Origin of the sequence: Polynucleobacter necessarius, assembly GCF_900095205.1 — a bacterium.
Classification (GTDB): Bacteria; Pseudomonadota; Gammaproteobacteria; order Burkholderiales; family Burkholderiaceae; genus Polynucleobacter; species Polynucleobacter necessarius_E.
Genome location: NZ_LT606951.1, coordinates 1,909,233 through 1,934,415, shown reverse-complemented (window position 1 = coordinate 1,934,415; position 25,183 = coordinate 1,909,233). Strand labels below are relative to the sequence as shown.

The following is a 25,183-nucleotide window of genomic DNA, read 5'->3' as shown; positions in this document are numbered from 1 at the left end:
AAGGCAGATTAAAAATGGCAAAAGAAAAGTTCGAGCGGACAAAACCGCACGTAAACGTAGGCACCATCGGTCACGTTGACCATGGTAAAACCACATTGACAGCAGCGATTGCAACCGTGCTTTCTAAGGCATTCGGTGGCGAAGCAAAAGCATACGATCAAATCGATGCTGCTCCAGAAGAAAAAGCACGTGGTATTACGATTAATACAGCGCACGTTGAGTACGAGACTGCAAATCGTCACTACGCACACGTGGATTGCCCGGGACATGCTGACTACGTAAAAAACATGATTACTGGTGCTGCTCAGATGGACGGCGCAATTTTAGTTTGTTCTGCTGCTGACGGCCCAATGCCACAAACTCGTGAGCACATCCTCTTGGCACGCCAAGTGGGCGTTCCTTACATCGTTGTGTTTCTCAACAAGTGCGACATGGTAGATGATGCTGAGTTGTTAGAGCTCGTTGAAATGGAAGTTCGTGAGCTTTTATCTAAGTACAACTTCCCTGGTGATGACACACCAATCATCCAAGGTTCTGCTAAGTTAGCGCTTGAAGGCGACGAAGGCCCATTGGGTAAAGAAGCCATCATGAAGTTGGCTGAAGCTCTTGACTCATACATCCCAACTCCAGAGCGTGCTGTTGACGGTGCGTTCTTGATGCCAGTAGAAGACGTGTTCTCTATTTCCGGTCGCGGTACTGTTGTTACAGGCCGTATCGAGCGCGGTATCGTTAAGGTTGGTGAAGAGATCGAAATCATCGGTATCAAGCCAACACTCAAGACCACTTGTACTGGTGTTGAAATGTTCCGCAAATTGCTCGACCAAGGTCAAGCAGGCGATAACGTTGGTATCTTGTTACGCGGTACAAAACGTGAAGAAGTTGAGCGTGGCCAAGTATTGGCTAAGCCAGGTTCAATCACCCCACATACTCACTTTACAGCCGAGGTTTATATCTTGGGTAAAGACGAAGGTGGTCGTCATACTCCATTCTTTAACAACTATCGTCCACAGTTTTACTTCCGTACTACGGACGTAACTGGTTCAATCGAGTTGCCAAAAGACAAAGAAATGGTGATGCCTGGTGATAACGTCACAATTACCGTAAAACTCATCGCTCCGATTGCGATGGAAGAAGGTTTACGTTTTGCGATCCGTGAAGGTGGCCGTACTGTAGGCGCCGGCGTGGTTGCAAAGATTTTGGCTTAAGTAGTTTTTATAAAGGGGTGTAGCTCAATTGGCAGAGCGTTGGTCTCCAAAACCAAAGGTTGGGGGTTCGATGCCCTCCGCCCCTGCCACGATTTGAACTGAAAGCAAAATGTCTCATCAAACGGCAAGTCATACTGAAGAAAAAAGCGGCTGGGTCTCTGGACTCGCTGCTTTAATCGTCGTTGCAGCGTTAGTTCTTTACTACACGTTGGTTGATCAATCTTTATTGGTCCGCCTTGCTGTTTTATTTGGTGGCATTGCAGCTGCTGTTTTAATTGTGGCGATTTCACCTGATGGGCGTCGTTTCATCGCCTATGCAAAAGATTCTTGGTATGAGGTAAAAAAGGTTGTTTGGCCAACTCGTAAAGAGACTACCCAAATGACTCTAGTCGTATTTGGCTTTGTTCTGATCATGTCCTTGTTTTTGTGGATTGCAGACAAATTAATTGAATGGCTAGTTTTTTCAGTCTTTTTAGGCTGGAAGTGAGTAAGAAAAATGATTGATTCTGAAGTAGCCGCAAATCCACAAGCTACCGGCAATATGCGTTGGTATGTTATCCATGCATATTCCGGCATGGAAAAGAGTGTAAAAAAAGGTCTCGAGGAGCGAATTGCTCGTTCAGGCATGCCAGAGAAATTTGGTCGCATTTTGGTTCCATCCGAGGAAGTTGTAGAGATCAAATCTGGCACCAAGTCTGTATCTGAGCGTCGTTTTTTTCCCGGATATGTCTTAATTGAGATGGAAATGACCGACGAAAGCTGGCACTTGGTGAAAAACACGCCAAAAGTAACTGGTTTTGTAGGTGGCGTTCGTAATCGTCCAAGCCCGATTTCTACAGCAGAAGTTACCAAAATCATGGATCAAATGCAAGCTGGTGTTGATAAGCCGAAGCCTAAGACCCTGTTTGAGGTGGGTGAGATGGTCCGAGTTAAGGAAGGTCCGTTTACAGACTTCAACGGAAACGTTGAGGAAGTGAATTACGAGAAGTCAAGATTACGCGTTTCTGTTACAATTTTTGGCCGCGGTACCCCAGTTGAACTGGAGTTCGGTCAAGTAGAAAAGATGTAAAAACAAGGACTTAGTCCAGTTTTGCAGTAGGGTAGTAAATGTAGTTTTAGATGGTTATTTAGATTTTGTAATTAACCGAGGAGCGGAGCTAGAAAGCCAAAAACTGGCGAAGCGTTAACTCAACGGCGGTCTTTCCTAATGAGGTCAGGCGCGCTTTAAGGAGCAACACATGGCAAAGAAGGTTATTGGCTTTATTAAGCTGCAGATCCCTGCAGGTAAAGCAAATCCATCACCACCCGTAGGTCCGGCTTTGGGTCAACGCGGTCTTAATATTATGGAATTCTGTAAGGCGTTTAATGCTCAAACTCAGAGCATGGAACCTGGCCTCCCAATTCCAGTCGTGATTACAGCGTTCGCTGACAAGAGCTTCACATTCATTATGAAGACTCCTCCAGCAACCATCATGATTAAGAAGGCTGCAAAGATCGAAAAAGGATCACCACGTCCCCATACCGATAAGGTAGGAAAAATTACTCGTGCTCAAGCGAAAGAAATCGCTAAAGCAAAAATGCCAGATTTGACAGCAGCCGATATGGATGCAGCTGTAAGAACAATCGCTGGCAGCGCCCGTTCCATGGGCATTACTGTGGAAGGTCTCTAATCATGACTAAGTTATCTAAGCGCGTAAAAGCAATTCAATCTAAAGTAGATCGCAACAAATTCTACCCATTGGACGATGCATTGAACCTCGTTAAAGAGTGTGCAACTGCTAAGTTCGATGAGTCTATCGACGTTGCTGTTCAGCTGGGTATTGATGCCAAAAAATCTGACCAAGTTGTGCGTGGCGCAGTAGCGCTACCAGCTGGTACAGGTAAGCATGTTCGTGTAGCTGTTTTTGCTCAAGACGAGAAGGCTGAACAAGCTAAAGCCGCTGGCGCAGAAATCGTTGGCATGGAAGATTTGGCTGAACAAATTAAGGGCGGCAAAATCGATTTCGATATTTTGATTGCATCCCCAGACACAATGAAAATTGTTGGTACTTTGGGTCAAGTATTGGGTCCACGTGGCTTGATGCCAAATCCAAAAGTTGGAACAGTTACTCCTGATGTTGCTACTGCAGTGAAGAATGCAAAAGCAGGTCAAGTTCAGTTCCGCGTGGACAAAGCGGGCATCGTGCACGCTAGCATTGGCCGTCGTTCATTCGAACCAGCTGCATTGAAATCTAACTTGCTCGCATTGCTTGAGGCTTTGAATAAAGCAAAACCTCCAGCATCTAAGGGCGTTTATTTAAAGAAGGTCGCCGTAAGCAGCACCATGGGTGCAGGCGTACGTGTAGACCAAGCATCGTTACAGGCAGCGGCTTAATTAGCCTGTAGCAAAAAAGAACTTTGGGTCGACTTTCGCTCTTTGAGTGAGGGTCGAACATCAAAGACCGTTGGTGAGTTAAATGCTTGTAAAGAGTTAATTCTTAATCGTTACGAAAGTAATAACCAGCGCAGATGGCGACCCTGAAAAGATTTTCACAAGATTTTTTGTGAACAAATGATCAGACGCTGGTGTGTAACCCCAACTGGAAACAGTTGGTTTTTATGGAGTTAAACCGTGCCTTTGAATGTACAAGACAAAAAAGCGATTGTTGCTGATGTCGGCGCTCAATTGGCTGGAGCCCAAACTGTCGTGCTCGCTGAATACCATGGTATTCCAGTAGAGCAGTTGACAAAGCTACGTGCTAGCGCACGTGACCAAGGTGTGTATCTTCGCGTTTTGAAGAACACATTGGCACGTCGTGCTGCACAAGGCACACAGTTTGAGCCTCTTGCTGATTCGATGGTTGGCCCCTTGATTTACAGCATTTCTGCTGATCCGATTGCTTCGGCAAAAGTTTTGCAGAACTTTGCTAAGACTCAAGACAAGTTAGTCATTACTGCTGGCTTATATAACGGCAAGTTGTTGGACGTTGCAGGCGTAAAAGCCCTCGCAACAATTCCAAGCCGCGACGAGTTGTTATCTCAGTTGTTGGGTGTGATGTTGGCACCTGTCTCTGCGATGGCTCGCGTATTGGGCGCAGTAGTAGCGCCTGCAGAAGGAGCCCCGGCTCCCGTAGCCGCAGCACCTGCAGAAGAGGTAGCCCCAAGCAGCCGCTGAGCCTGCAGCCGCAGCCCAGAAGCTGGAACAGAAGCAAACAAAACCCCTGCCGCTGAATAAGCGACAGATTAACTATTTAAGTATTAGGAGCTAAAAATGGCGATTACTAAAGAAGAAATCATTGAAGCAGTAGGTAGCATGTCCATTATGGATTTGAATGACTTGGTTAAAGCGTTCGAAGAAAAGTTTGGTGTATCAGCTGCAGCGATGGCTGTTGCTGGTCCTGCTGGTGCTGGTCCTGCTGCTGGTAGTGAAGAGCAAACAGAATTCACTGTTAACTTGCTCGAAGCTGGCGCAAACAAGGTTTCAGTAATTAAGGCAGTTCGCGAAATTACTGGTCTTGGCTTGAAAGAAGCTAAGGACTTGGTTGACGGTGCACCGAAGCCAATCAAAGAAGCTGTTGACAAGAAGACTGCTGAAGAAGCTAAGAAGAAGCTTGAAGAAGCTGGCGCTAAAGCAGAACTCAAGTAATACCCATCACACTGCTGGCGCCTCTCAAAAAGGGGTGTTAGCCATGTTGGGTTTGACCTCTAGAGGTCAAACCCGATTTCATTTCTGATTGAAATCGGGTTTGCCTTCTGATACGACTGCAGAATGCAAGTTTGGTCGGACACTAGATCGAAACGGTTTGGTGTTGTCCGCCAGTGATTGGTAGTGGCCAATCGCCAAATCTTTGTACAGTCGCTGAATTCGGAGATGAAATGAACTATAGCTTCACCGAACGCAAGCGAGTCCGTAAAAGCTTTGCTAAGCGAGTAAACAACCACCAGGTTCCGTACCTGATCGCAACGCAGCTGGAATCCTACGCTAAATTTTTACAGGCTGATAAGCCGCCAATGTCTCGTCTAACCGAGGGACTTCAGGCTGCCTTTACATCAGCATTCCCAATTGTGTCTAACAACGGCTATGCACGTATGGAATACGTGTCTTACCAGTTATCACAACCACCATTTGACGTAAAAGAATGTCAACAATGTGGCTACACATACCACTCTGCCTTGCGCGCCAAGGTTCGCTTGATTATTTATGATCGCGAAGCGCCTACCAAGGTTAAAGAGGTAAAAGAGAGCGAAGTCTACATGAGTGAAATTCCACTTATGACAGAAAATGGCTCTTTTGTGATCAATGGTACTGAGCGCGTGATCGTTTCTCAGTTGCACCGTTCCCCAGGCGTGTTCTTTGAACACGATAAGGGTAAAACACACAGCTCAGGTAAGTTGCTGTTCTCTGCACGCATCATTCCTTACCGTGGTTCATGGCTCGATTTCGAGTTTGATCCAAAAGATATTCTCTATTTCCGCGTTGACCGTCGTCGTAAGATGCCTGTCACCATTTTGCTCAAAGCAATTGGTCTAAACAACGAACAGATTCTTGCAAACTTCTTTAACTTTGATCATTTCTCATTGACCGCTAATGGTGCCTCAATGGAATTTGTTCCAGAGCGTTTGCGTGGCCAGTTGGCCAGCTTTGATGTGCTCGATAAGAATGGCGTAGTGGTCATTCAAAAAGACAAGCGCATTAATGCAAAACATATTCGTGAACTCGAAGCTGCCAAGACAAAAACAATCGCTGTACCTGATGACTATTTAGTTGGTCGTGTGGTTGCTCGCAATATTGTTGATCCAGATTCTGGTGAAATTTTGGCTTACGCTAACGATGAAATCACTGAAGAGTTGTTGGCAACATTGCGCGATGCAGGCATCAAGCAATTGGAAACTATTTACACCAATGATTTGGATTCTGGTGCGTATATTTCTCAGACGTTACGTACTGATGAAACAGCCGACCAAATGGCTGCTCGTATCGCTATTTATCGCATGATGCGCCCTGGCGAGCCTCCAACAGAAGATGCTGTTGAGGCCTTGTTCCAACGTCTGTTCTACAACGAAGATAGCTACGATTTATCACGCGTTGGCCGTATGAAGGTGAATAGCCGTTTGAACCGTCCAGAAATGGAAGGTCCAATGGTTCTGTCAAATGAAGATATTCTCGACACCATTAAGTCCCTCGTAGATCTGCGTAACGGTAAAGGCGAAGTAGACGATATCGACCATTTGGGTAATCGTCGTGTACGTTGCGTTGGTGAGTTAGCTGAAAACCAATTCCGTGCTGGTTTGTCACGTGTTGAGCGTGCGGTTAAAGAGCGTCTCGGCCAGGCCGAAACAGAAAATCTCATGCCGCATGACTTGATCAACAGCAAGCCAATCTCTTCGGCGATTCGTGAGTTCTTTGGTTCTTCGCAGTTGTCCCAGTTTATGGACCAAACTAATCCACTTTCAGAGATCACGCACAAGCGTCGTATTTCTGCATTGGGGCCTGGTGGTTTGACCCGCGAGCGTGCAGGCTTCGAAGTGCGCGACGTGCATCCAACCCACTACGGACGTGTTTGCCCAATCGAAACTCCAGAAGGACCAAACATTGGTTTGATCAACTCACTCGCGTTGTTTGCGCGCTTGAATGAGCATGGTTTCTTAGAGACCCCATATCGTAAGGTTTCCAATGGCAAGGTAAGCGATGAAGTGGTTTACCTCTCTGCAATTGAAGAGGCCAAGTATGTAATCGCTCAGGCAAACGCAACAATCGACAAGAGCGGTAAGTTGGCCGACGAATTGGCTTCTGCTCGTCAAGCTGGCGAGACCATGATGGTAAGCCCAGAGCGTATCGATTTCATCGATGTTGCTCCTAGCCAGATCGTTTCTGCTGCTGCTTCACTCGTTCCATTCTTAGAGCACGATGATGCAAACCGTGCATTGATGGGTGCGAACATGCAGCGTCAAGCAGTTCCTTGCTTGCGTCCAGATAAGCCATTAGTTGGTACAGGTTTAGAGCGTATTGTTGCGGTTGACTCCGGCACTGTTGTATTAGCAGCGCGTGGCGGTATTGTTGATTACGTTGATGCGAATCGTGTTGTGATTCGTGTGAACGATGATGAGACTGTAGCTGGTGAAGTCGGTGTGGATATTTATAACCTCATCAAGTACACCCGTTCAAATCAAAACACCAACATCAACCAACGTCCTATCGTGAAGGTTGGCGATCGTGTAGCCCGTGGTGACGTAGTTGCTGACGGCGCATCTACCGATTTAGGTGAATTGGCTTTGGGTCAAAACATGACTGTGGCGTTTATGCCATGGAACGGTTACAACTTCGAAGATTCAATCTTGATCTCTGAGAAAGTTGTTGCTGATGACCGCTACACCTCTATTCATATTGAAGAGTTGTCAGTAGTTGCGCGTGATACTAAGCTTGGTTCAGAAGAAATTACTCGCGATATTTCCAATTTGGCAGAGTCACAACTCTCCCGTTTGGATGAGAGCGGTATTGTGTATATCGGTGCTGAAGTTGAAGCTGGCGACGTATTGGTTGGTAAGGTAACTCCAAAGGGCGAGGCAACGCTCACTCCTGAAGAGAAGTTACTGCGTGCGATCTTCGGTGAAAAAGCATCAGACGTAAAAGATACTTCTTTGCGCGTTCCATCAGGAATGATCGGCACTGTTATCGATGTTCAAGTGTTCACCCGTGAAGGTATTGAGCGCGATGCCCGTGCACAGTCAATCATTCAAGAAGAATTGCAACGCTATCGTTTGGACTTAAACGACCAGTTGCGTATTGTTGAAGGCGATGCCTTCATGCGTTTAGAAAAACTATTGATTGGCAAAGTTGCCAACGGCGGTCCTAAGAAATTAGCTAAAGGCACCAAGATCGACAAGGAATACCTTGCTGATTTAGATAAATACCATTGGTTTGATGTTCGTCCAGCAGATGATGAGGTTGCCTCACAAGCTGAAGCGATTAAATCTTCTATTGAAGCGAAACGTAAACAGTTTGATGAAGCTTTTGAAGAGAAGCGCATCAAGCTTACCCAGGGCGATGATTTGCAATCTGGCGTAACCAAGATGGTTAAGGTGTACTTGGCTGTTAAGCGTCGCTTGCAGCCTGGTGACAAGATGGCTGGTCGTCACGGTAACAAAGGTGTGGTTTCTAAAATCGCTCCTGCGGAAGACATGCCATTTATGGCTGACGGACGCCCTGTTGACATCGTCTTGAACCCATTGGGCGTTCCTTCCCGTATGAACGTTGGTCAGATATTAGAAACCCACCTAGGTTGGGCTGCTCAAGGTATTGGTAAGCGTATTGACGAGATGGTTCGTCAACAAGCTAAACAAGCTGAGTTACGTAAGTTCCTCAAACAACTTTACAACGAAACAGGTCGCATTGAAGACATCGACAACTTCACTGATGAACAAATCACAGTATTGGCTGAGAATCTCCGCCAAGGCTTGCCATTTGCAACCCCAGTGTTTGATGGTGCTACAGAAGCCGAAATCGGACGCATGCTCGAGTTGGCCTATCCAGAAGAAGTAGCTACTTCTTTGAAGATGACGCCTTCACGTCAGCAAATGATTTTGTGCGACGGCCGTACTGGTGATCAGTTTGAACGTCCAGTAACTGTTGGCGTAATGCACGTCTTGAAACTCCACCATTTGGTCGATGACAAGATGCATGCTCGCTCAACCGGACCTTACTCTTTAGTAACGCAACAGCCATTGGGTGGTAAAGCTCAGTTCGGTGGTCAGCGCTTTGGTGAGATGGAAGTCTGGGCCCTCGAAGCATACGGTGCTTCATATGTCTTGCAGGAAATGCTGACAGTGAAGTCCGATGACGTCGCAGGCCGTACCAAGGTTTATGAAAACATCGTCAAGGGCGAGCACACGATTGATGCTGGCATGCCCGAATCCTTCAACGTGCTGGTAAAAGAAATCCGTTCGTTGGGCATTGACATTGACATGGAGCGCAACTGATATGAAAGCATTGCTCGATTTATTTAAGCAAACGCAGGGTGATGAGCAGTTTGATGTCATCAAGATTGGCCTCGCATCTCCTGAGAAAATTTGCTCATGGTCTTTTGGTGAAGTACGCAAACCAGAAACCATCAACTACCGGACTTTTAAGCCCGAGCGTGATGGTTTGTTCTGCGCCAAGATTTTTGGACCAACCAAAGACTACGAGTGCTTATGCGGCAAGTACAAGCGCTTAAAGTTCCGTGGCATAATCTGCGAGAAGTGCGGCGTTGAAGTTACTCTAGCTAAGGTACGTCGTGAGCGTATGGGCCATATTGAGTTGGCAGCCCCTGTAGCGCACATCTGGTTCTTGAAGTCCCTGCCGTCCCGTTTGGGTATGGTTCTCGATATGACATTGCGTGATATCGAGCGCGTTCTCTACTTTGAAGCATACGTAGTTGTTGATCCTGGCGTGACTCCTGAAGGCGCCATGAAACGTGGTCAGATCATGTCTGAAGACGAATACATTGCCAAGACTGAAGAGTATGGTGACGGCGCATTTACCGCCATCATGGGCGCGGAAGGTATTCGTGATCTTTTGCGCTCGATTGATATCGATCGTGAAGTAGAAACTATTCGTGCTAAATTGAAAGCTACTGGTAGCGATGCCAAGATCAAGAAATACGCTAAGCGCTTAAAAGTGCTTGAGGCGTTCCAGACTTCAGGTATTAAGCCTGACTGGATGATCATGGAAGTGTTGCCAGTATTGCCACCAGGGTTGCGCCCATTGGTGCCGTTGGATGGCGGTCGCTTTGCTACCTCTGATTTGAACGATCTCTATCGCCGTGTGATCAACCGCAACAACCGCCTCAAGCGTTTGTTAGAGTTGCGCGCACCAGAGATCATCGTTCGCAACGAGAAACGTATGTTGCAAGAAGCGGTTGACTCATTGCTCGACAACGGTCGTCGCGGTAAGGCTATGACTGGCGCTAACAAGCGCCCTCTCAAGTCTTTGGCTGAGATGATTAAAGGTAAGAGCGGTCGTTTCCGTCAAAACTTGTTGGGTAAACGCGTTGACTACTCAGGCCGTTCAGTCATCGTGGTTGGCCCTACATTGAAATTGCATCAGTGCGGCTTGCCAAAACTGATGGCCTTGGAGTTATTCAAGCCATTCATTTTCAATAAGCTTGAGACTTTAGGAATTGCAACCACAATTAAGGCTGCGAAGAAAGAAGTTGAAAGCCAGACTCCAGTCGTTTGGGATATCCTCGAAGAAGTGATTCGCGAACATCCAATCATGTTGAACCGTGCTCCTACATTGCACCGTCTCGGTATTCAGGCTTTCGAGCCAATGTTGATTGAAGGTAAAGCAATCCAATTGCACCCATTAGTCTGCGCGGCATTTAACGCTGACTTTGACGGTGACCAAATGGCGGTTCACGTTCCTTTGTCGCTCGAAGCGCAAATGGAAGCGCGTACATTGATGTTGGCTTCGAACAACGTATTGTTCCCAGCTAACGGCGAACCATCTATCGTTCCTTCACAGGACGTAGTGTTGGGTCTGTATTACGCTACACGTGACAAGATCAACGGTAAAGGCGAAGGTATGGTTTTCGCCAACATTACTGAAGTGGTACGCGCATACGAAGCAGGTCAAGTTGAATTGGCTTCTCGTGTGGCTGTGCGTATTACTGAGTATGAGGTCGTGGATAAAAAAGCAGAAGGCGATGCGCGTTTTGCAGAAAAGACCAAGATCTATCAAACATCAGTTGGCCGTGCAAGCTTGTCTGAGATTTTGCCGAAAGGCATGTCTTTCGAGGAAATCAACAAGCCTTTGAAGAAAAAAGAAATCTCACGTTTGATCAACACATCATTCCGTAAGTGCGGTTTGCGTGAAACAGTGATTTTTGCTGACCGCCTCTTGCAGTCCGGTTTCCGCTTGGCGACTAATGCCGGTATCTCTGTTGCGATCGACGATATGTTGATCCCAACCTCTAAGGATCGCATCATCACCGAAGCTTCCGCTAAGGTTAAAGAGTATGACAGGCAGTTCATGTCAGGTCTCGTGACCAATCAAGAGCGTTACAACAACGTGGTTGATATTTGGGGCGCCGCAGGCGACCAAGTTGGTAAAGCGATGATGGATGAGTTGTCACACGTTGACGTGCTCGACCGTAACGGTAAAACTGTTCGTCAAGAATCTTTTAATTCCATCTACATGATGGCGGATTCCGGCGCGCGTGGATCTGCAGTGCAGATTCGTCAGTTGGCTGGTATGCGTGGTTTGATGGCTAAGCCTGAGGGCTCCATCATTGAGACCCCAATTACCGCGAACTTCCGTGAAGGTTTGAACGTGTTGCAGTACTTCATCTCAACCCACGGTGCTCGTAAAGGTCTGGCTGATACAGCGTTAAAGACAGCGAACTCTGGTTACTTGACACGTCGTTTATGCGACGTAACTCAAGACCTCGTGGTTATTGAAGAAGATTGTGGTGCAACTTCTGGTGTAACTATGAAGGCGCTTGTTGAGGGCGGCGAAATCATCGAAGCATTGCGTGACCGCATTTTGGGTCGTGTATGTATCGGCGACATCGTTCACCCTGACACACAAGAAGTCATCGTTCCTAACGACACTTTGCTCGACGAAGATCATATTGATCAAATCGTTGCATTAGGTATCGATGAAGTTAAAGTTCGTACCGTATTGTCATGCTTAACTCGTTTTGGTTTATGTGCTAAGTGCTACGGACGTGACTTAGGTCGTGGTGGTTTAGTGAACGTTGGCGAAGCAGTTGGTGTGATCGCCGCTCAGTCCATCGGTGAACCAGGTACACAGTTGACTATGCGTACCTTCCACATCGGTGGTGCAGCGTCACGCGCCTTGGTTGCAAGTAATATCGAAGCCAAATCGAACGGTGCTTTGAAGTTCTCCGGTACGATGTGTGTTGTGAAGAACGCGAAGGGTGAGCAGATCGTGATTTCACGCTCTGGTGAAGCCTTGATCGTTGACGAAAATGGTCATGAGCGCGAGCGTCATAAGGTGCCTTACGGTGCAACTCTCTTGTTGAAAGAAGGTGCAGCAGTCAAAGCTGGCGCAAGTTTAGCTACATGGGATCCACTAACACGTCCTATTATTTCTGAGTACGCTGGTATCGCTCGCTTCGACAACGTTGAAGAAGGCGTAACTGTTGCTAAGCAGGTTGACGAAGTTACTGGTCTTTCCACTTTGGTGGTTATTGACGGTAAGCGTCGCTCTGCAGCAAGTAAAGGCGTTCGCCCAGTGATCAATTTAGTTGATGACAAGGGTAGTGATGTGATGATCGCTGGTACTGATCATCCTGTAAACATCGGCCTCCAAGTTGGCGCTTTGATTACGGTTAAAGATGGTCAGAAGGTCGAAGTTGGTGAAGTGTTGGCGCGTATTCCAATCGAATCACAGAAGACTCGCGACATTACAGGTGGTTTGCCACGCGTTGCAGAATTGTTCGAAGCGCGTTCACCAAAAGATGCAGCTGTTTTGGCGAAAGTTACTGGAACCGTTTCTTTCGGCAAAGAAACCAAAGGTAAGCAACGTTTGGTGATTACCGATATGGATGGTGAAGCCAATGAATTCTTGATTCCTAAAGAGAAGCAAGTTCTCGTTCATGACGGTCAAGTTGTGAACAAGGGCGAGATGATTGTGGAAGGCCCTGCTGACCCGCATGACATCTTGACGCTTAAAGGTATCGAAGAGTTGGCCATCTACATCGTTGACGAGGTTCAAGACGTTTATCGTCTCCAAGGTGTGAAGATTAATGACAAGCACATTGAAGTTATCGTGCGTCAGATGTTGCGTCGTGTTCAGGTAACTGAACCAGGCGACACATCCTTCATTACCGGTGAGCAAGTTGAGCGTTCTAAGTTGTATGACGCGAACGATGCGGCAATCGCCCAAGGTAAGCACCCAGCTCAATTCGACAACGTATTGCTTGGTATTACTAAGGCATCCTTGTCGACCGACAGCTTCATTTCAGCGGCTTCTTTCCAAGAAACCACCCGTGTATTGACCGAAGCGGCAATTATGGGCAAAACCGATACACTCCGTGGCCTCAAGGAAAACGTCATTATTGGTCGTCTGATCCCTGCCGGTACCGGCCTGTCTTATCGCCGTGCACGCAAGGTCAGAGAGCAATTCGAGCGTGATCGCGCTCAAATGATTGCCGCCGAAGAGGAAGCAATGGCCAATATGCCTGTAGAAATCGAGGCTGAAGTCGTTGCTCCTACTGGGGAGGCTGATCCGAGCTAATTTGGTAATTCTGGCCAGAAATGGCCAGTTTTTTCCTTCGAGGTTGACGGAAAAGGCTGGCCAAGCTAGAACGCTGAGTTCTACTGATTCAGAAGAGGGTCTCTTTGACCTAGAAATTCTCTAAGCCATTGATTTTCTTGAAGAAAGCAACAAAGAAGTACTAACCGAGCTATTTTATGCCAACAATTAATCAATTATTACGCAAGCCAAGAACAAGGCTTACCGTTAAAAGCAAGAGCCCTGCGCTGCAAAACAGCCCGCAGCGCCGTGGCGTATGTACACGTGTGTACACAACCACTCCTAAAAAGCCTAACTCTGCGCTTCGTAAAGTAGCCAAAGTTCGTTTAACCAATGGTTTTGAAGTGATTTCATACATTGGTGGTGAAGGCCATAACCTCCAGGAACACTCAGTAGTATTGATCCGCGGCGGTCGTGTAAAGGACTTGCCAGGCGTGCGTTATCACATCGTTCGCGGTTCTTTGGACTTACAAGGCGTTAAAGATCGTAAGCAAGCCCGTTCTAAGTATGGTGCTAAGCGCGCTAAGAAAGTTGCTTAATCTTTAAAAATTAAGTAGCTGTAGTTTTGTATTAAGTCATTGTTTGTCAGACTCAAAAGACAAGTAAGTGGTTGTTCCGTCTAGGAATCAACTTAGATAGTAGGGCAACTGGAGCGGATGATTCATGTGAATCATCCCTAACTGAACTGAAGGAGTAGTTATGCCACGTCGTCGTGAAGTTCCCAAACGGGAAATTTTGCCGGATCCAAAATTCGGTAATGTAGAAGTAGCTAAATTCATGAACGTCCTCATGTTGGACGGCAAGAAATCGGTTGCAGAGCGTATCGTTTACGGTGCCTTTGATCACATCGAGAAAAAAGCAAATAAAGAACCTCTCGAAATTTTTTCAACAGCCATGGGCAATGTTAAGCCAATGGTTGAGGTGAAGAGCCGTCGAGTTGGTGGTGCTAACTATCAAGTTCCTGTTGAAGTTCGTCCATCACGTCGTTCCGCTTTGGCAATGCGCTGGTTGCGTGAAGCCGCTAAAAAGCGTGGCGAGAAATCAATGGCTCAACGTTTGGCCAACGAATTATTAGAAGCTGCTGAAGGTCGTGGTGGCGCAATGAAGAAGCGTGAAGAAGTTCACCGTATGGCAGAAGCTAACAAAGCTTTCTCACATTTCCGCTTCTAATCCAATAGTTAAGAAAAGAGGTACCAACAGTGGCACGTAAAACCCCCATCGACAAATACCGCAATATTGGTATATCTGCGCACATTGACGCAGGTAAAACAACAACTACAGAACGCGTTTTGTTCTACACCGGCGTTAATCACAAAATTGGTGAAGTGCATGATGGCGCTGCAACCATGGACTGGATGGAACAAGAGCAAGAGCGTGGTATTACCATTACCTCTGCGGCTACAACTACCTTCTGGAAGGGCATGGCTGGTAATTTTCCAGAGCACCGTATCAATATTATTGATACCCCAGGACACGTAGACTTTACGATTGAAGTTGAGCGTTCAATGCGCGTATTGGATGGCGCTTGCATGGTTTACTGTGCGGTAGGTGGTGTACAACCACAATCTGAAACTGTTTGGCGTCAAGCTAACAAGTATCAGGTTCCACGTTTAGCATTCGTTAACAAGATGGACCGTACTGGTGCGAACTTCTTCAAGGTCTACGACCAAATGAAGATGCGTCTAAAAGCGAATCCAATCCTGATCCAAATACCTATCGGCGCAGAAGAAAACTTCAAAGGCGTTGTTGATTTGGTAAAGATGAAAGCCATCTATTGGGATGAAGCTTCACAAGGCACTAAATTTACATACGAAGATATTCCTGCTGAATTACAAGCTTCTGCAGAAGAGTGGCGCGAGAAGATGCTCGAAGCTGCCGCAGAAAGCTCAGAAGAGTTGATGGAAAAGTATCTCGGTGGCGAAGGCTTGACTGAAGAAGAAATCAAGGGCGCATTGCGTCAACGTACTATTGCTAACGAAATCGTTCCAATGTTGTGCGGAACTGCTTTTAAAAACAAAGGCGTTCAGGCAATGTTGGATGCGGTTGTTGAATTATTGCCTTCTCCATTGGATGTTCCTCCAGTACCTTGCGAAGAAGAAGACGGTACACCAACAACACGTAAAGCTGATGATGCTGAGAAATTCTCTGCATTGGCATTCAAGATTATGACTGACCCATTTGTTGGTCAGCTCATCTTCTTCCGCGTCTACTCAGGCGTAATGAAATCTGGCGACACAATCTACAACCCCATTAAGGACAAGAAAGAGCGTGTTGGTCGTTTGTTGCAAATGCATGCAAACGAACGTGAAGAAATTAAAGAAGTATTCGCTGGTGATATCGCAGCTGCGGTTGGTCTAAAAGATGCGACTACAGGCGAAACATTGTGTGATCCAGATAGCATCGTTATTTTGGAGCGCATGGTATTCCCAGAGCCAGTGATCTCTCAAGCTGTTGAGCCAAAGACAAAGGCTGACCAAGAAAAAATGGGTCTTGCTTTGAATCGCTTGGCACAAGAAGATCCTTCTTTCCGCGTGAAGATAGATGAAGAATCAGGCCAAACCATTATTTCTGGTATGGGCGAACTCCATTTGGAAATTTTGGTTGACCGTATGAAGCGTGAATTCGGCGTTGAGGCTACTGTTGGTAAACCACAAGTTGCTTACCGTGAAACTATTCGTAAGACTTGCGACGAAGTTGAAGGTAAGTTCGTTAAGCAATCTGGTGGTCGTGGTCAATATGGTCATGTTGTATTGAAACTTGAGCCACAAGCTCCAGGCAAAGGTTTTGAATTCGTTGACGCTATTAAGGGCGGTGTGGTTCCACGTGAATACATCCCTGCAGTTGAAAAAGGCATCATCGAAACATTGAATTCCGGTATTTTGGCTGGCTATCCAGTGGTTGATGTTAAGGCAACATTGTTCTTTGGTTCTTACCATGATGTTGACTCTAATGAAAACGCATTTAAGATGGCGGGTTCAATGGCATTCAAAGACGGTATGCGTAAAGCATCTCCAGTATTGCTTGAACCAATGATGGCTGTTGAAGTAGAAACGCCTGAAGATTTCATGGGTAACGTAATGGGTGATCTTTCATCCCGTCGCGGTATTTTGCAGGGCATGGATGACATTCCAGGCGGCGGCAAGATTGTTCGCGCTGAAGTGCCATTAGCAGAGATGTTTGGCTATTCAACTGGCTTGCGCTCGTTGACCCAAGGTCGCGCTACCTACACTATGGAATTTAAGCATTATTCCGAAGCACCTAAGAACGTTGCTGAAGCAGTTATGGCTACTAAAGCGAAGTAATTTATCCGCATTAATTTTGAATATTGACTAGCTAAGAAGGCAGATTAAAAATGGCAAAAGAAAAGTTCGAGCGGACAAAACCGCACGTAAACGTAGGCACCATCGGTCACGTTGACCATGGTAAAACCACATTGACAGCAGCGATTGCAACCGTGCTTTCTAAGGCATTCGGTGGCGAAGCAAAAGCATACGATCAAATCGATGCTGCTCCAGAAGAAAAAGCACGTGGTATTACGATTAATACAGCGCACGTTGAGTACGAGACTGCAAATCGTCACTACGCACACGTGGATTGCCCGGGACATGCTGACTACGTAAAAAACATGATTACTGGTGCTGCTCAGATGGACGGCGCAATTTTAGTTTGTTCTGCTGCTGACGGCCCAATGCCACAAACTCGTGAGCACATCCTCTTGGCACGCCAAGTGGGCGTTCCTTACATCGTTGTGTTTCTCAACAAGTGCGACATGGTAGATGATGCTGAGTTGTTAGAGCTCGTTGAAATGGAAGTTCGTGAGCTTTTATCTAAGTACAACTTCCCTGGTGATGACACACCAATCATCCAAGGTTCTGCTAAGTTAGCGCTTGAAGGCGACGAAGGCCCATTGGGTAAAGAAGCCATCATGAAGTTGGCTGAAGCTCTTGACTCATACATCCCAACTCCAGAGCGTGCTGTTGACGGTGCGTTCTTGATGCCAGTAGAAGACGTGTTCTCTATTTCCGGTCGCGGTACTGTTGTTACAGGCCGTATCGAGCGCGGTATCGTTAAGGTTGGTGAAGAGATCGAAATCATCGGTATCAAGCCAACACTCAAGACCACTTGTACTGGTGTTGAAATGTTCCGCAAATTGCTCGACCAAGGTCAAGCAGGCGATAACGTTGGTATCTTGTTACGCGGTACAAAACGTGAAGAAGTTGAGCGTGGCCAAGTATTGGCTAAGCCAGGTTCAATCACCCCACATACTCACTTTACAGCCGAGGTTTATATCTTGGGTAAAGACGAAGGTGGTCGTCATACTCCATTCTTTAACAACTATCGTCCACAGTTTTACTTCCGTACTACGGACGTAACTGGTTCAATCGAGTTGCCAAAAGACAAAGAAATGGTGATGCCTGGTGATAACGTCACAATTACCGTAAAACTCATCGCTCCGATTGCGATGGAAGAAGGTTTACGTTTTGCGATCCGTGAAGGTGGCCGTACTGTAGGCGCCGGCGTGGTTGCAAAGATTTTGGCTTAAGTAGTAAGTTTTAATTAGTAAAAATATTTAGCAGTTTGCTAACCGGTGACATCAGTGCTGCTGATGTCATCGTGCTCTTTAGATGTATAACGTGGCAGCACCACAACGCCCTTTGGAATTAGTATGCAAAACCAAAAAATTCGTATTCGCCTTAAAGCATTTGATTACCGTTTGATCGACCAGTCTGCAGCTGAAATCGTAGATACAGCTAAGCGAACTGGTGCAGTTGTTAAGGGTCCAGTGCCTTTGCCAACGCGTATCGAGCGTTTTGATATCTTGCGTTCACCACACGTGAACAAGACATCTCGTGATCAGCTAGAGATCCGTACTCATCTCCGTTTGATGGATATCGTTGATCCTACAGAGAAAACTGTAGATGCGTTGATGAAATTAGACCTTCCAGCAGGTGTAGACGTCGAAATTAAGTTGCAGTAATTTGTTGTTTCCAGTCTTTTCGCTTGTCAAGATTGATTTTTCGGGATAGAATCCAAAAATTCGCTCAATAATTTGAGCGAAAATCTTAGTTTTATCAGCATTAAAAAACGTTGTAAGTTATTGATTTAGAAGTACTTTTACTTGTAAATCCCTTAAATTAATTTTGCCGACCAATCGAAGTCGGCGTGGAGCATGAATATGAGCTTAGGCTTAATCGGCCGCAAGGTCGGCATGATCCGTCTATTTACGGACGAAGGGGAAGCAGTTCCTGTCACCGTAATTGACGTGAGCGATAACAGAGTCGCTCAAATCAAGACCCAGGCAACTGATGGCTATGATGCTATCCAGTTGACACATGGCACACGTAGAGCTACTCGCGTTACCAAGGCAACGGCTGGTCACTTCGCTAAAGCGGGAGTGATGGCTGGTAACGGACTCAACGAATTTCATTTAGACGCAGCAAAAATCGCAGAAATGATGCCAGGACAAGTAATTCCTGCTGAAACTGCATTTACTGCTGGTCAAAAAGTGGACGTTCAAGGTGTTTCTATCGGTAAGGGCTACGCAGGCACCATCAAGCGTTATCACTTCGCTTCTGGTCGTGCATCTCACGGTAACTCACGTTCACATAACGTACCAGGCTCTATTGGTATGGCGCAAGATCCAGGACGTGTTTTCCCTGGTAAGCGTATGACAGGTCACTTGGGTGACGTCACACGAACAGTTCAAAATTTAGTCATCGCACGCATTGATGCAGAACGTAATCTCATCATGGTTAAAGGCGCTATTCCAGGTGCCCCAGGCGGTAAAGTTATTGTTACTCCAGCGGTTAAGACACCGTTGAAGAAGAAATAAGGAGAGCGAGTATGGAGCTTAAGCTTCTCCAAGATAACGGTACTTTAGGTGCAGGCGTACAAGCTTCACCAGAAGTATTCGAACGCGAATATAATGAAACATTGGTACACCAAGTTGTAGTGACATACCAAGCAAATGCACGTAGCGGTAACCGTGCACAAAAAGACCGTGAGCAAGTTAAGCACACTACCAAGAAACCTTGGCGTCAAAAAGGTACTGGTCGTGCACGTGCTGGTATGAGCACTTCCCCGCTGTGGCGTGGAGGTGGTCGTATATTCCCGAATTCTCCAGAAGAGAATTTCAGCCAAAAAGTAAACAAGAAAATGTATCGCGCTGGTATGAGATCTATTTTGTCTCAGTTAGCACGCGAAGGTCGTTTGAATGTAGTCGATCAATTTTCTCTTGACGCTCCAAAGACTAAAGTATTAGCTGATAAAATTAAAGCAATGGGCTTGGATTCAGTCTTGATCATCGTTGATCAGGTTAGCGAGAATTTGTACTTGGCATCACGTAACTTGCATAAGGTTGCCGTGGTTGAGCCACAGCACGCTGATCCATTAGCTTTGGTTCAATACAAAAAAGTATTGGTAAGCAAAGCAGCGATCGCAAAAATTGAGGAGCTGCTGAAATGAGCCAAGTCCGTAAAAACGATCACAACCTGATGAAGGTTCTGCTTGGTCCCGTTATCTCTGAAAAAGCGACTATGGTTGCAGAGAAAAACGAACAAGTAGTTTTCCAAGTAGCTCGCGACGCAAACAAGAGCGATGTAAAACAAGCAGTTGAATTGCTCTTCAAAGTGCAAGTTGACTCAGTTCAAATCGTAAATCAAAAGGGAAAGCCTAAGCGCTATGGCCGTTTTGAAGGTCGTCGTGACCACACTAAGAAGGCCTATGTGAATTTGAAACCAGGTCAAGAAATTAACTTTGAAGCGGAGGCGAATTAATCATGCCTTTGATGAAGACAAAACCGACCTCACCAGGTCGTCGCTCAATGGTCAAGGTGGTCAATCCAGACCTCCATAAAGGTAAGCCTTTTGCACCATTGTTAGAGCCACAGTTTCAAAAAGCGGGCCGTAATAACAACGGCCACATCACTACCCGTCATAAAGGGGGTGGTCATAAGCATCACTATCGTGTTGTTGACTTCAAACGCAACGACAAAGATCATATTCCAGCAAAAGTTGAACACTTGGAATACGATCCAAACCGCAGTGCAAATATCGCATTGATCGTGTTTGCCGATGGTGAGCGTCGCTATATTCCTGCTGCTAAAGGTATGTCTGTTGGACAGGCAATCATGAATGGCTCAGAAGCGCCAATCAAGTCCGGCAACAACTTGCCTATTCGTAATATTCCTGTTGGTAGCACTATTCACTGCCTTGAAATCCTCCCAGGCAAAGGTGCACAAGTTGCACGTTCAGCCGGTGGTTCAGCAGTATTGTTAGCTCGTGAAGGCGTATATGCTCAAGTGCGTTTGCGCTCCGGTGAAGTACGTCGTGTTCTGATTGAGTGCCGCGCCACTATTGGTGAAGTTGGTAACGAAGAACACAGCTTGCGTCAAATTGGTAAAGCAGGCGCAAATCGCTGGCGTGGTATTCGCCCAACCGTTCGCGGTGTGGTAATGAACCCAGTAGATCACCCACACGGTGGTGGTGAGAGTAGAACTGGCGAAGGCCGTGTACCTGTATCTCCATGGGGCACTCCAACCAAAGGTTATCGCACGCGTCGCAATAAGCGCACAACTTCGATGATCGTTCAACGTCGTCAAAAACGTTAAGCGATAGGGATAAATACATATGACACGTTCAGCTAAAAAAGGCCCATTTTGCGACGCCAGCTTAGTAAAAAAAGTTGAAGTTGCGCAAGCCAACAAAGACAAAAAGCCGATCAAAACTTGGTCACGCCGTTCAACAATCCTCCCAGACTTTATTGGTCTGACGATTGCTGTACATAACGGTCGTCAACACGTTCCGGTTTATGTATCAGAAAACATGGTGGGTCATAAGTTAGGCGAATTTGCCTTGACCCGTACTTTCAAAGGTCACGCTGCTGACAAGAAAGTAACGAAGAAGTAAGGGGATGATGATGGAAGTTAAAGCTATTTACAAGAGCGCCCGCATTTCTGCGCAAAAGACACGTTTGGTCGCTGACCAAATTCGTGGTTTGCCAATTGCACGCGCATTAAACATTTTGAACTTCAGCCCCAAGAAAGCTGCCTTCATTGTTAAGAAAGTTGTTGAGTCCGCAGTGGCCAACGCTGAACACAATAAAGGGACTGATATTGATGAGCTCAAAGTTGCAGCAATTATTGTTGATAAAGGCACTTTATTGAAGCGCTTTACCGCACGCGCTAAGGGTCGTGGCAATCAAATTAAAAAACAAACTTGTCACATTAGCGTGACCTTGAGTAACTAAGGAAAAATATGGGCCAAAAGATAAACCCCACCGGATTCCGACTCGCGGTAACGAAGAATTGGACATCACGTTGGTATGCAAACAATGCTGACTTTGCAAAGATGCTGAAAGAGGACGTAGATGTCCGTAGCTATCTTAAGAAGAAGTTGAAGAATGCATCTGTAAGTAAAGTTGTGATCGAGCGTCCTGCTAAGAATGCACGCATCACTATCTATAGCTCACGTCCAGGCGTTGTAATTGGTAAAAAAGGCGAAGACATTGAAGTGCTCCGCCGCGAATTACAAAAGCGTATGGGCGTTCCAGTTCACGTGAATATCGAAGAAATTCGTAAGCCGGAAGTTGACGCACAATTGATCGCTGATTCTATTACTCAGCAGTTAGAGAAGCGCATCATGTTCCGTCGTGCAATGAAGCGTGCAATGCAAAGTGCAATGCGTCTTGGTGCACAAGGTATCAAGATCATGTCTTCTGGTCGTTTGAACGGCGCTGAAATTGCTCGTTGCGAATGGTATCGTGAAGGTCGCGTTCCACTTCATACGTTGAAGGCGGATATCGATTACGCAACATCAGAAGGTGAAACAACATACGGCATCATCGGTGTAAAAGTTTGGGTATACAAAGGCAACACATTGGGTCGTGGTGCGGAAGCTCAAGTTGCTGCGCAAGCTGCTGAACCAGCTGCCGAAGAAAAGAAAACTCGTCGCGCTCCAAGCAAAACAGCTGCTCGTAAACCAGCCGCTGGCACAGACAAGCCATTAGTTGCTGCTAAACCAGCAGTAAAGCGTGTGCGTAAGGTCGAAACACCAGCCGCAGATACGCAGAAGTCAGGAGAGTAACATGCTACAACCAAAGCGTCGCAAGTATCGTAAGGAACAAAAGGGCCGTAACACTGGCGTGGCAACACGCGGTAGTTCTGTAGCCTTTGGTGACTTTGGATTGAAGGCCGTTGGCCGTGGTCGTTTGACTGCTCGTCAAATTGAGTCAGCACGTCGTGCGATGACTCGTCACATTAAACGTGGTGGCCGTATTTGGATTCGTATTTTCCCAGATAAGCCAATTTCACAAAAACCCGCTGAAGTACGTATGGGTAACGGTAAAGGTAACCCAGAGTACTACGTAGCTGAAATTCAACCAGGCAAAGTGCTCTACGAGATGGACGGTGTTGATGAGCAATTGGCGCGCGAAGCATTCAAGCTTGCTGCTGCTAAGTTGCCTTTACAGACCACTTTCGTGATTCGCCACTTAGGTTGATCGGGATAGAAATTATGAAAAATACAGAATTAGCTTCAAAAGATCTGGCTGCTTTGAATGCAGAATTAACCGAGTTGCTTAAGACCGGTTTCAAACTACGCATGCAAAAAGGCACTCAGCAACTCACTAATACCAGCCAATTGGGTAAGAATAAGCGCGACATCGCTCGTGTGAAAACTTTTATTGCCCAAAAGACTGCACAGAAATAAGGAAAAAGGGATATGACAGAATTATCTAAACCCTTGCGCCGCACCCTTGTGGGACGCGTTGTTAGCGACAAAATGCAAAAAACTGTGACGGTGTTGGTTGAGCGTCAAGTTAAGCATCCAGTGATTGGTAAGTATGTTGGCCAATCCAAAAAGTACCATGCTCATGACGAAGCTGGCACATACAAGATGGGTGATACCGTTGAAATTGCTGAATCTAAGCCAATTTCACGTACTAAATCTTGGGTTGTGGCCCGTTTAATAGAGGCTTCAAAGGGCATTTAAAGAAATATTAGGGATTTTGGTGAAGTTTCTTCCCAAATCCCTGTTTTACGTAGTAGAATAAAAGGCTTCTCTGGTTTTATTGGAGAAGCAGTGTTTTTCATTAATTCCGGGTTTCAGCTTTCGCTAAAACCCATAGACGGAACCAAAACTGTTTGCCTTTGGCCAATAAGTTGGGGATTAGAAATGATACAAACCGAAAGTAGATTACAGGTTGCCGATAACACAGGCGCCAGTGAAGTTTTGTGCATCAAGGTATTGGGCGGCTCTAAGCGTCGTTACGCCAGTATCGGTGATGTCATCAAAGTCAGCGTTAAGTCTGCTGCTCCACGTGGCCGTGTAAAAAAAGGTGACATTTATAACGCCGTTGTAGTGAGAACTGCAAAGGGTGTTCGCCGTCCAGACGGTTCATTGATTAAGTTCGACGCAAACGCTGCGGTATTGCTCAACGCTAAGTTAGAGCCAATTGGCACACGTATCTTTGGACCTGTCACACGCGAGTTGCGTACTGAGAAGTTCATGAAGATCGTTTCTCTCGCCCCCGAAGTTATTTAAGAGGCTGACATGAAAAAGATTCGTAAAGGGGATTCCGTAGTTTTGTTGGCTGGCCGCGATAAGGGCAAGCAAGGGACTGTAACGGCCGTTCTCGAGAACAAATTAGTAATCGAAGGCGTGAATACCTATAAAAAGAGCGTTAAACCTAATCCAGCTGCTGGTGTTACTGGCGGCATGATTGATAAGACGATGCCTGTTCACATTTCTAATGTGGCTTTGGTTGACGGTAACGGCAAACCATCACGTGTTGGCATCAAACTCGTTGATGATAAAAAGCAGCGTTTCCTCAAAACCACTGGCGCAACTTTAAGCGCATAAGGGGCACGGAGAAATTATGAGCACACGTTTTCAAGAACACTATCAATCTAAAGTTGTTGCAGATTTGATCGCCAAATTTGGTTACAAGTCTGTAATGGAGGTTCCACGTATCACCAAGGTAACCCTGAACATGGGCTTGGGCGATGCAGTGAACGATAAGAAAATTATCGAAAATGCAGTTGGTGATTTAACCAAGGTTGCGGGCCAAAAGCCAGTTGTAACTAAGGCTAAAAAAGCGATTGCTGGTTTCAAAATTCGTCAAGGCTACCCAATCGGTGCCATGGTGACATTGCGTGGTGCACGCATGTACGAATTCTTGGATCGTTTCGTTACTGTTGCATTGCCACGCGTACGCGATTTCCGCGGTATCTCTGGTAAAGCATTTGATGGCCGTGGTAACTACAACATCGGCGTTAAAGAACAGATCATTTTCCCTGAAATTGAATACGACAAAATTGATGCCCTCCGTGGTCTCAATATCAGTATTACGACGACTGCTAAAACCGACGAAGAAGCAAAAGCTTTGTTGGCAGCATTCAAATTCCCTTTCCGCAATTAAGAGGCTAACGTGGCAAAACTATCCCTAATTGAGCGTGAAAATAAGCGCGCAAAAACTGTAGAGAAGTACGCTGCCAAGCGTGCTGAACTCAAAGCGATCATTGCTGATCAATCACGTAGCGATGAAGAGCGCTATGAAGCTCGCTTGAAGCTACAGGCACTTCCACGTAACGCAAGCCCGATTCGTCAAAGAAATCGTTGTTCATTAACCGGTCGCCCACGTGGCACATTCCGTAAGTTCGGTTTGGCTCGTAGCAAGATTCGTGAAATCGCCTTCCGTGGCGAAATCCCCGGTTTAACCAAGGCCAGCTGGTAAGCGGCGA

28 protein-coding genes and 1 tRNA gene are annotated in these 25,183 nt (G+C 46.3%); all 29 read left to right on the top strand.

Annotation, left to right across the window (positions count from 1 at the left end; translation table 11 throughout):
* Window positions 1-14 precede the first annotated feature (14 nt).
* The 29 genes from tuf (DXE37_RS10680) to rpsN all read left to right on the top strand — a co-directional run bounded on the left by tuf (DXE37_RS10680) (window position 15) and on the right by rpsN (window position 25,176).
* Window positions 15-1,205, top strand: a complete 1,191-nt coding sequence (gene tuf, locus DXE37_RS10680) for an elongation factor Tu (RefSeq protein ID WP_114637476.1) — start codon at window positions 15-17, stop codon at window positions 1,203-1,205.
* 13 nt (window positions 1,206-1,218) lie between these two features.
* Window positions 1,219-1,294, top strand: a tRNA-Trp gene (locus DXE37_RS10675).
* A gap of 20 nt (window positions 1,295-1,314) precedes the next feature.
* Window positions 1,315-1,692, top strand: a complete 378-nt coding sequence (gene secE, locus DXE37_RS10670) for a preprotein translocase subunit SecE (RefSeq protein ID WP_114637485.1) — start codon at window positions 1,315-1,317, stop codon at window positions 1,690-1,692.
* Between the two features lie 9 nt (window positions 1,693-1,701).
* Window positions 1,702-2,274 carry a transcription termination/antitermination protein NusG gene (gene nusG, locus DXE37_RS10665; protein WP_114637484.1) on the top strand — a complete coding sequence of 191 codons (573 nt, stop codon included), beginning with the start codon at window positions 1,702-1,704 and terminating at the stop codon, window positions 2,272-2,274.
* Window positions 2,275-2,443: 169 nt separating this feature from the next.
* The gene (rplK, locus tag DXE37_RS10660) at window positions 2,444-2,875 is read left to right on the top strand and encodes a 50S ribosomal protein L11 (RefSeq protein ID WP_114637483.1); all 432 of its coding nucleotides are present in this window, start codon (window positions 2,444-2,446) and stop codon (window positions 2,873-2,875) included.
* Window positions 2,876-2,877: 2 nt separating this feature from the next.
* The gene (gene rplA / locus DXE37_RS10655) at window positions 2,878-3,579 is read left to right on the top strand and encodes a 50S ribosomal protein L1 (protein ID WP_114637482.1); all 702 of its coding nucleotides are present in this window, start codon (window positions 2,878-2,880) and stop codon (window positions 3,577-3,579) included.
* A gap of 237 nt (window positions 3,580-3,816) precedes the next feature.
* Window positions 3,817-4,359, top strand: coding sequence for a 50S ribosomal protein L10 (rplJ, locus tag DXE37_RS10650; RefSeq protein WP_114637481.1), 543 nt, complete (start codon window positions 3,817-3,819; stop codon window positions 4,357-4,359).
* Between the two features lie 96 nt (window positions 4,360-4,455).
* Window positions 4,456-4,830: a 50S ribosomal protein L7/L12 gene (gene rplL / locus DXE37_RS10645; RefSeq protein ID WP_114637480.1), complete on the top strand. Its 375-nt coding sequence runs from the start codon at window positions 4,456-4,458 to the stop codon at window positions 4,828-4,830.
* Between the two features lie 230 nt (window positions 4,831-5,060).
* Entirely contained in the window at window positions 5,061-9,161 is a 4,101-nt protein-coding gene (gene rpoB / locus DXE37_RS10640) for a DNA-directed RNA polymerase subunit beta (RefSeq protein WP_114637611.1), read from the top strand.
* A gap of 1 nt (window position 9,162) precedes the next feature.
* Window positions 9,163-13,425, top strand: a complete 4,263-nt coding sequence (gene rpoC / locus DXE37_RS10635; protein ID WP_114637479.1) for a DNA-directed RNA polymerase subunit beta' — start codon at window positions 9,163-9,165, stop codon at window positions 13,423-13,425.
* A 176-nt stretch (window positions 13,426-13,601) separates the two neighbouring features.
* The gene (gene rpsL / locus DXE37_RS10630; RefSeq protein ID WP_114637478.1) at window positions 13,602-13,982 is read left to right on the top strand and encodes a 30S ribosomal protein S12; all 381 of its coding nucleotides are present in this window, start codon (window positions 13,602-13,604) and stop codon (window positions 13,980-13,982) included.
* A gap of 160 nt (window positions 13,983-14,142) precedes the next feature.
* A complete protein-coding gene (gene rpsG, locus DXE37_RS10625) occupies window positions 14,143-14,613 on the top strand; it encodes a 30S ribosomal protein S7 (protein ID WP_068320103.1) in 471 nt (156 codons plus the stop codon).
* Between the two features lie 29 nt (window positions 14,614-14,642).
* Window positions 14,643-16,745 (top strand): elongation factor G, encoded by a 2,103-nt coding sequence (gene fusA, locus DXE37_RS10620; RefSeq protein ID WP_114637477.1) that lies wholly within the window; start codon window positions 14,643-14,645, stop codon window positions 16,743-16,745.
* Window positions 16,746-16,795: 50 nt separating this feature from the next.
* On the top strand, window positions 16,796-17,986 hold the full coding sequence (gene tuf / locus DXE37_RS10615; protein WP_114637476.1) for an elongation factor Tu: 1,191 nt from the start codon (window positions 16,796-16,798) through the stop codon (window positions 17,984-17,986).
* A gap of 123 nt (window positions 17,987-18,109) precedes the next feature.
* Entirely contained in the window at window positions 18,110-18,421 is a 312-nt protein-coding gene (rpsJ, locus tag DXE37_RS10610) for a 30S ribosomal protein S10 (protein WP_011901899.1), read from the top strand.
* A gap of 198 nt (window positions 18,422-18,619) precedes the next feature.
* On the top strand, window positions 18,620-19,276 hold the full coding sequence (rplC, locus tag DXE37_RS10605; RefSeq protein ID WP_114637610.1) for a 50S ribosomal protein L3: 657 nt from the start codon (window positions 18,620-18,622) through the stop codon (window positions 19,274-19,276).
* 11 nt (window positions 19,277-19,287) lie between these two features.
* A complete protein-coding gene (gene rplD, locus DXE37_RS10600; protein ID WP_114637475.1) occupies window positions 19,288-19,908 on the top strand; it encodes a 50S ribosomal protein L4 in 621 nt (206 codons plus the stop codon).
* Window positions 19,905-20,219, top strand: coding sequence for a 50S ribosomal protein L23 (gene rplW, locus DXE37_RS10595; protein ID WP_068947693.1), 315 nt, complete (start codon window positions 19,905-19,907; stop codon window positions 20,217-20,219). The genes rplD and rplW overlap by 4 nt, the downstream gene beginning before the upstream one ends.
* Window positions 20,220-20,221: 2 nt before the next feature.
* Window positions 20,222-21,052, top strand: coding sequence for a 50S ribosomal protein L2 (rplB, locus tag DXE37_RS10590; RefSeq protein WP_114637474.1), 831 nt, complete (start codon window positions 20,222-20,224; stop codon window positions 21,050-21,052).
* Window positions 21,053-21,071: 19 nt separating this feature from the next.
* Window positions 21,072-21,350, top strand: a complete 279-nt coding sequence (gene rpsS, locus DXE37_RS10585) for a 30S ribosomal protein S19 (protein ID WP_011901904.1) — start codon at window positions 21,072-21,074, stop codon at window positions 21,348-21,350.
* A 7-nt stretch (window positions 21,351-21,357) separates the two neighbouring features.
* Entirely contained in the window at window positions 21,358-21,690 is a 333-nt protein-coding gene (gene rplV / locus DXE37_RS10580) for a 50S ribosomal protein L22 (protein ID WP_197713239.1), read from the top strand.
* Between the two features lie 8 nt (window positions 21,691-21,698).
* Window positions 21,699-22,526: a 30S ribosomal protein S3 gene (gene rpsC / locus DXE37_RS10575; protein ID WP_114637473.1), complete on the top strand. Its 828-nt coding sequence runs from the start codon at window positions 21,699-21,701 to the stop codon at window positions 22,524-22,526.
* 1 nt (window position 22,527) lies between these two features.
* Window positions 22,528-22,941 carry a 50S ribosomal protein L16 gene (gene rplP / locus DXE37_RS10570; protein ID WP_011901907.1) on the top strand — a complete coding sequence of 138 codons (414 nt, stop codon included), beginning with the start codon at window positions 22,528-22,530 and terminating at the stop codon, window positions 22,939-22,941.
* A gap of 14 nt (window positions 22,942-22,955) precedes the next feature.
* Complete coding sequence (rpmC, locus tag DXE37_RS10565) at window positions 22,956-23,150, top strand: 50S ribosomal protein L29 (RefSeq protein ID WP_114637472.1); 195 nt, start codon at window positions 22,956-22,958, stop codon at window positions 23,148-23,150.
* Window positions 23,151-23,162: 12 nt separating this feature from the next.
* On the top strand, window positions 23,163-23,432 hold the full coding sequence (gene rpsQ / locus DXE37_RS10560; protein WP_114637471.1) for a 30S ribosomal protein S17: 270 nt from the start codon (window positions 23,163-23,165) through the stop codon (window positions 23,430-23,432).
* A gap of 183 nt (window positions 23,433-23,615) precedes the next feature.
* Window positions 23,616-23,984, top strand: a complete 369-nt coding sequence (rplN, locus tag DXE37_RS10555) for a 50S ribosomal protein L14 (protein ID WP_011901910.1) — start codon at window positions 23,616-23,618, stop codon at window positions 23,982-23,984.
* Between the two features lie 9 nt (window positions 23,985-23,993).
* Entirely contained in the window at window positions 23,994-24,302 is a 309-nt protein-coding gene (rplX, locus tag DXE37_RS10550; RefSeq protein WP_114637470.1) for a 50S ribosomal protein L24, read from the top strand.
* Between the two features lie 16 nt (window positions 24,303-24,318).
* On the top strand, window positions 24,319-24,861 hold the full coding sequence (gene rplE / locus DXE37_RS10545) for a 50S ribosomal protein L5 (RefSeq protein WP_062307046.1): 543 nt from the start codon (window positions 24,319-24,321) through the stop codon (window positions 24,859-24,861).
* A gap of 9 nt (window positions 24,862-24,870) precedes the next feature.
* Window positions 24,871-25,176 (top strand): 30S ribosomal protein S14, encoded by a 306-nt coding sequence (gene rpsN, locus DXE37_RS10540; RefSeq protein ID WP_071464445.1) that lies wholly within the window; start codon window positions 24,871-24,873, stop codon window positions 25,174-25,176.
* The last annotated feature ends 7 nt before the right edge of the window (window positions 25,177-25,183 follow it).

Coding starts and splice junctions, on each gene's coding strand:
- tuf (WP_114637476.1), top strand. CDS start 15: ATGGCAAAAGAAAAGTTCGAGCGGACAAAACCGCACGTAAACGTAGGC.
- secE (WP_114637485.1), top strand. CDS start 1,315: ATGTCTCATCAAACGGCAAGTCATACTGAAGAAAAAAGCGGCTGGGTC.
- nusG (WP_114637484.1), top strand. CDS start 1,702: ATGATTGATTCTGAAGTAGCCGCAAATCCACAAGCTACCGGCAATATG.
- rplK (WP_114637483.1), top strand. CDS start 2,444: ATGGCAAAGAAGGTTATTGGCTTTATTAAGCTGCAGATCCCTGCAGGT.
- rplA (WP_114637482.1), top strand. CDS start 2,878: ATGACTAAGTTATCTAAGCGCGTAAAAGCAATTCAATCTAAAGTAGAT.
- rplL (WP_114637480.1), top strand. CDS start 4,456: ATGGCGATTACTAAAGAAGAAATCATTGAAGCAGTAGGTAGCATGTCC.
- rpoB (WP_114637611.1), top strand. CDS start 5,061: ATGAACTATAGCTTCACCGAACGCAAGCGAGTCCGTAAAAGCTTTGCT.
- rpoC (WP_114637479.1), top strand. CDS start 9,163: ATGAAAGCATTGCTCGATTTATTTAAGCAAACGCAGGGTGATGAGCAG.
- rpsL (WP_114637478.1), top strand. CDS start 13,602: ATGCCAACAATTAATCAATTATTACGCAAGCCAAGAACAAGGCTTACC.
- rpsG (WP_068320103.1), top strand. CDS start 14,143: ATGCCACGTCGTCGTGAAGTTCCCAAACGGGAAATTTTGCCGGATCCA.
- tuf (WP_114637476.1), top strand. CDS start 16,796: ATGGCAAAAGAAAAGTTCGAGCGGACAAAACCGCACGTAAACGTAGGC.
- rpsJ (WP_011901899.1), top strand. CDS start 18,110: ATGCAAAACCAAAAAATTCGTATTCGCCTTAAAGCATTTGATTACCGT.
- rplC (WP_114637610.1), top strand. CDS start 18,620: ATGAGCTTAGGCTTAATCGGCCGCAAGGTCGGCATGATCCGTCTATTT.
- rplD (WP_114637475.1), top strand. CDS start 19,288: ATGGAGCTTAAGCTTCTCCAAGATAACGGTACTTTAGGTGCAGGCGTA.
- rplW (WP_068947693.1), top strand. CDS start 19,905: ATGAGCCAAGTCCGTAAAAACGATCACAACCTGATGAAGGTTCTGCTT.
- rplB (WP_114637474.1), top strand. CDS start 20,222: ATGCCTTTGATGAAGACAAAACCGACCTCACCAGGTCGTCGCTCAATG.
- rpsS (WP_011901904.1), top strand. CDS start 21,072: ATGACACGTTCAGCTAAAAAAGGCCCATTTTGCGACGCCAGCTTAGTA.
- rplV (WP_197713239.1), top strand. CDS start 21,358: ATGATGGAAGTTAAAGCTATTTACAAGAGCGCCCGCATTTCTGCGCAA.
- rpsC (WP_114637473.1), top strand. CDS start 21,699: ATGGGCCAAAAGATAAACCCCACCGGATTCCGACTCGCGGTAACGAAG.
- rplP (WP_011901907.1), top strand. CDS start 22,528: ATGCTACAACCAAAGCGTCGCAAGTATCGTAAGGAACAAAAGGGCCGT.
- rpmC (WP_114637472.1), top strand. CDS start 22,956: ATGAAAAATACAGAATTAGCTTCAAAAGATCTGGCTGCTTTGAATGCA.
- rpsQ (WP_114637471.1), top strand. CDS start 23,163: ATGACAGAATTATCTAAACCCTTGCGCCGCACCCTTGTGGGACGCGTT.
- rplN (WP_011901910.1), top strand. CDS start 23,616: ATGATACAAACCGAAAGTAGATTACAGGTTGCCGATAACACAGGCGCC.
- rplX (WP_114637470.1), top strand. CDS start 23,994: ATGAAAAAGATTCGTAAAGGGGATTCCGTAGTTTTGTTGGCTGGCCGC.
- rplE (WP_062307046.1), top strand. CDS start 24,319: ATGAGCACACGTTTTCAAGAACACTATCAATCTAAAGTTGTTGCAGAT.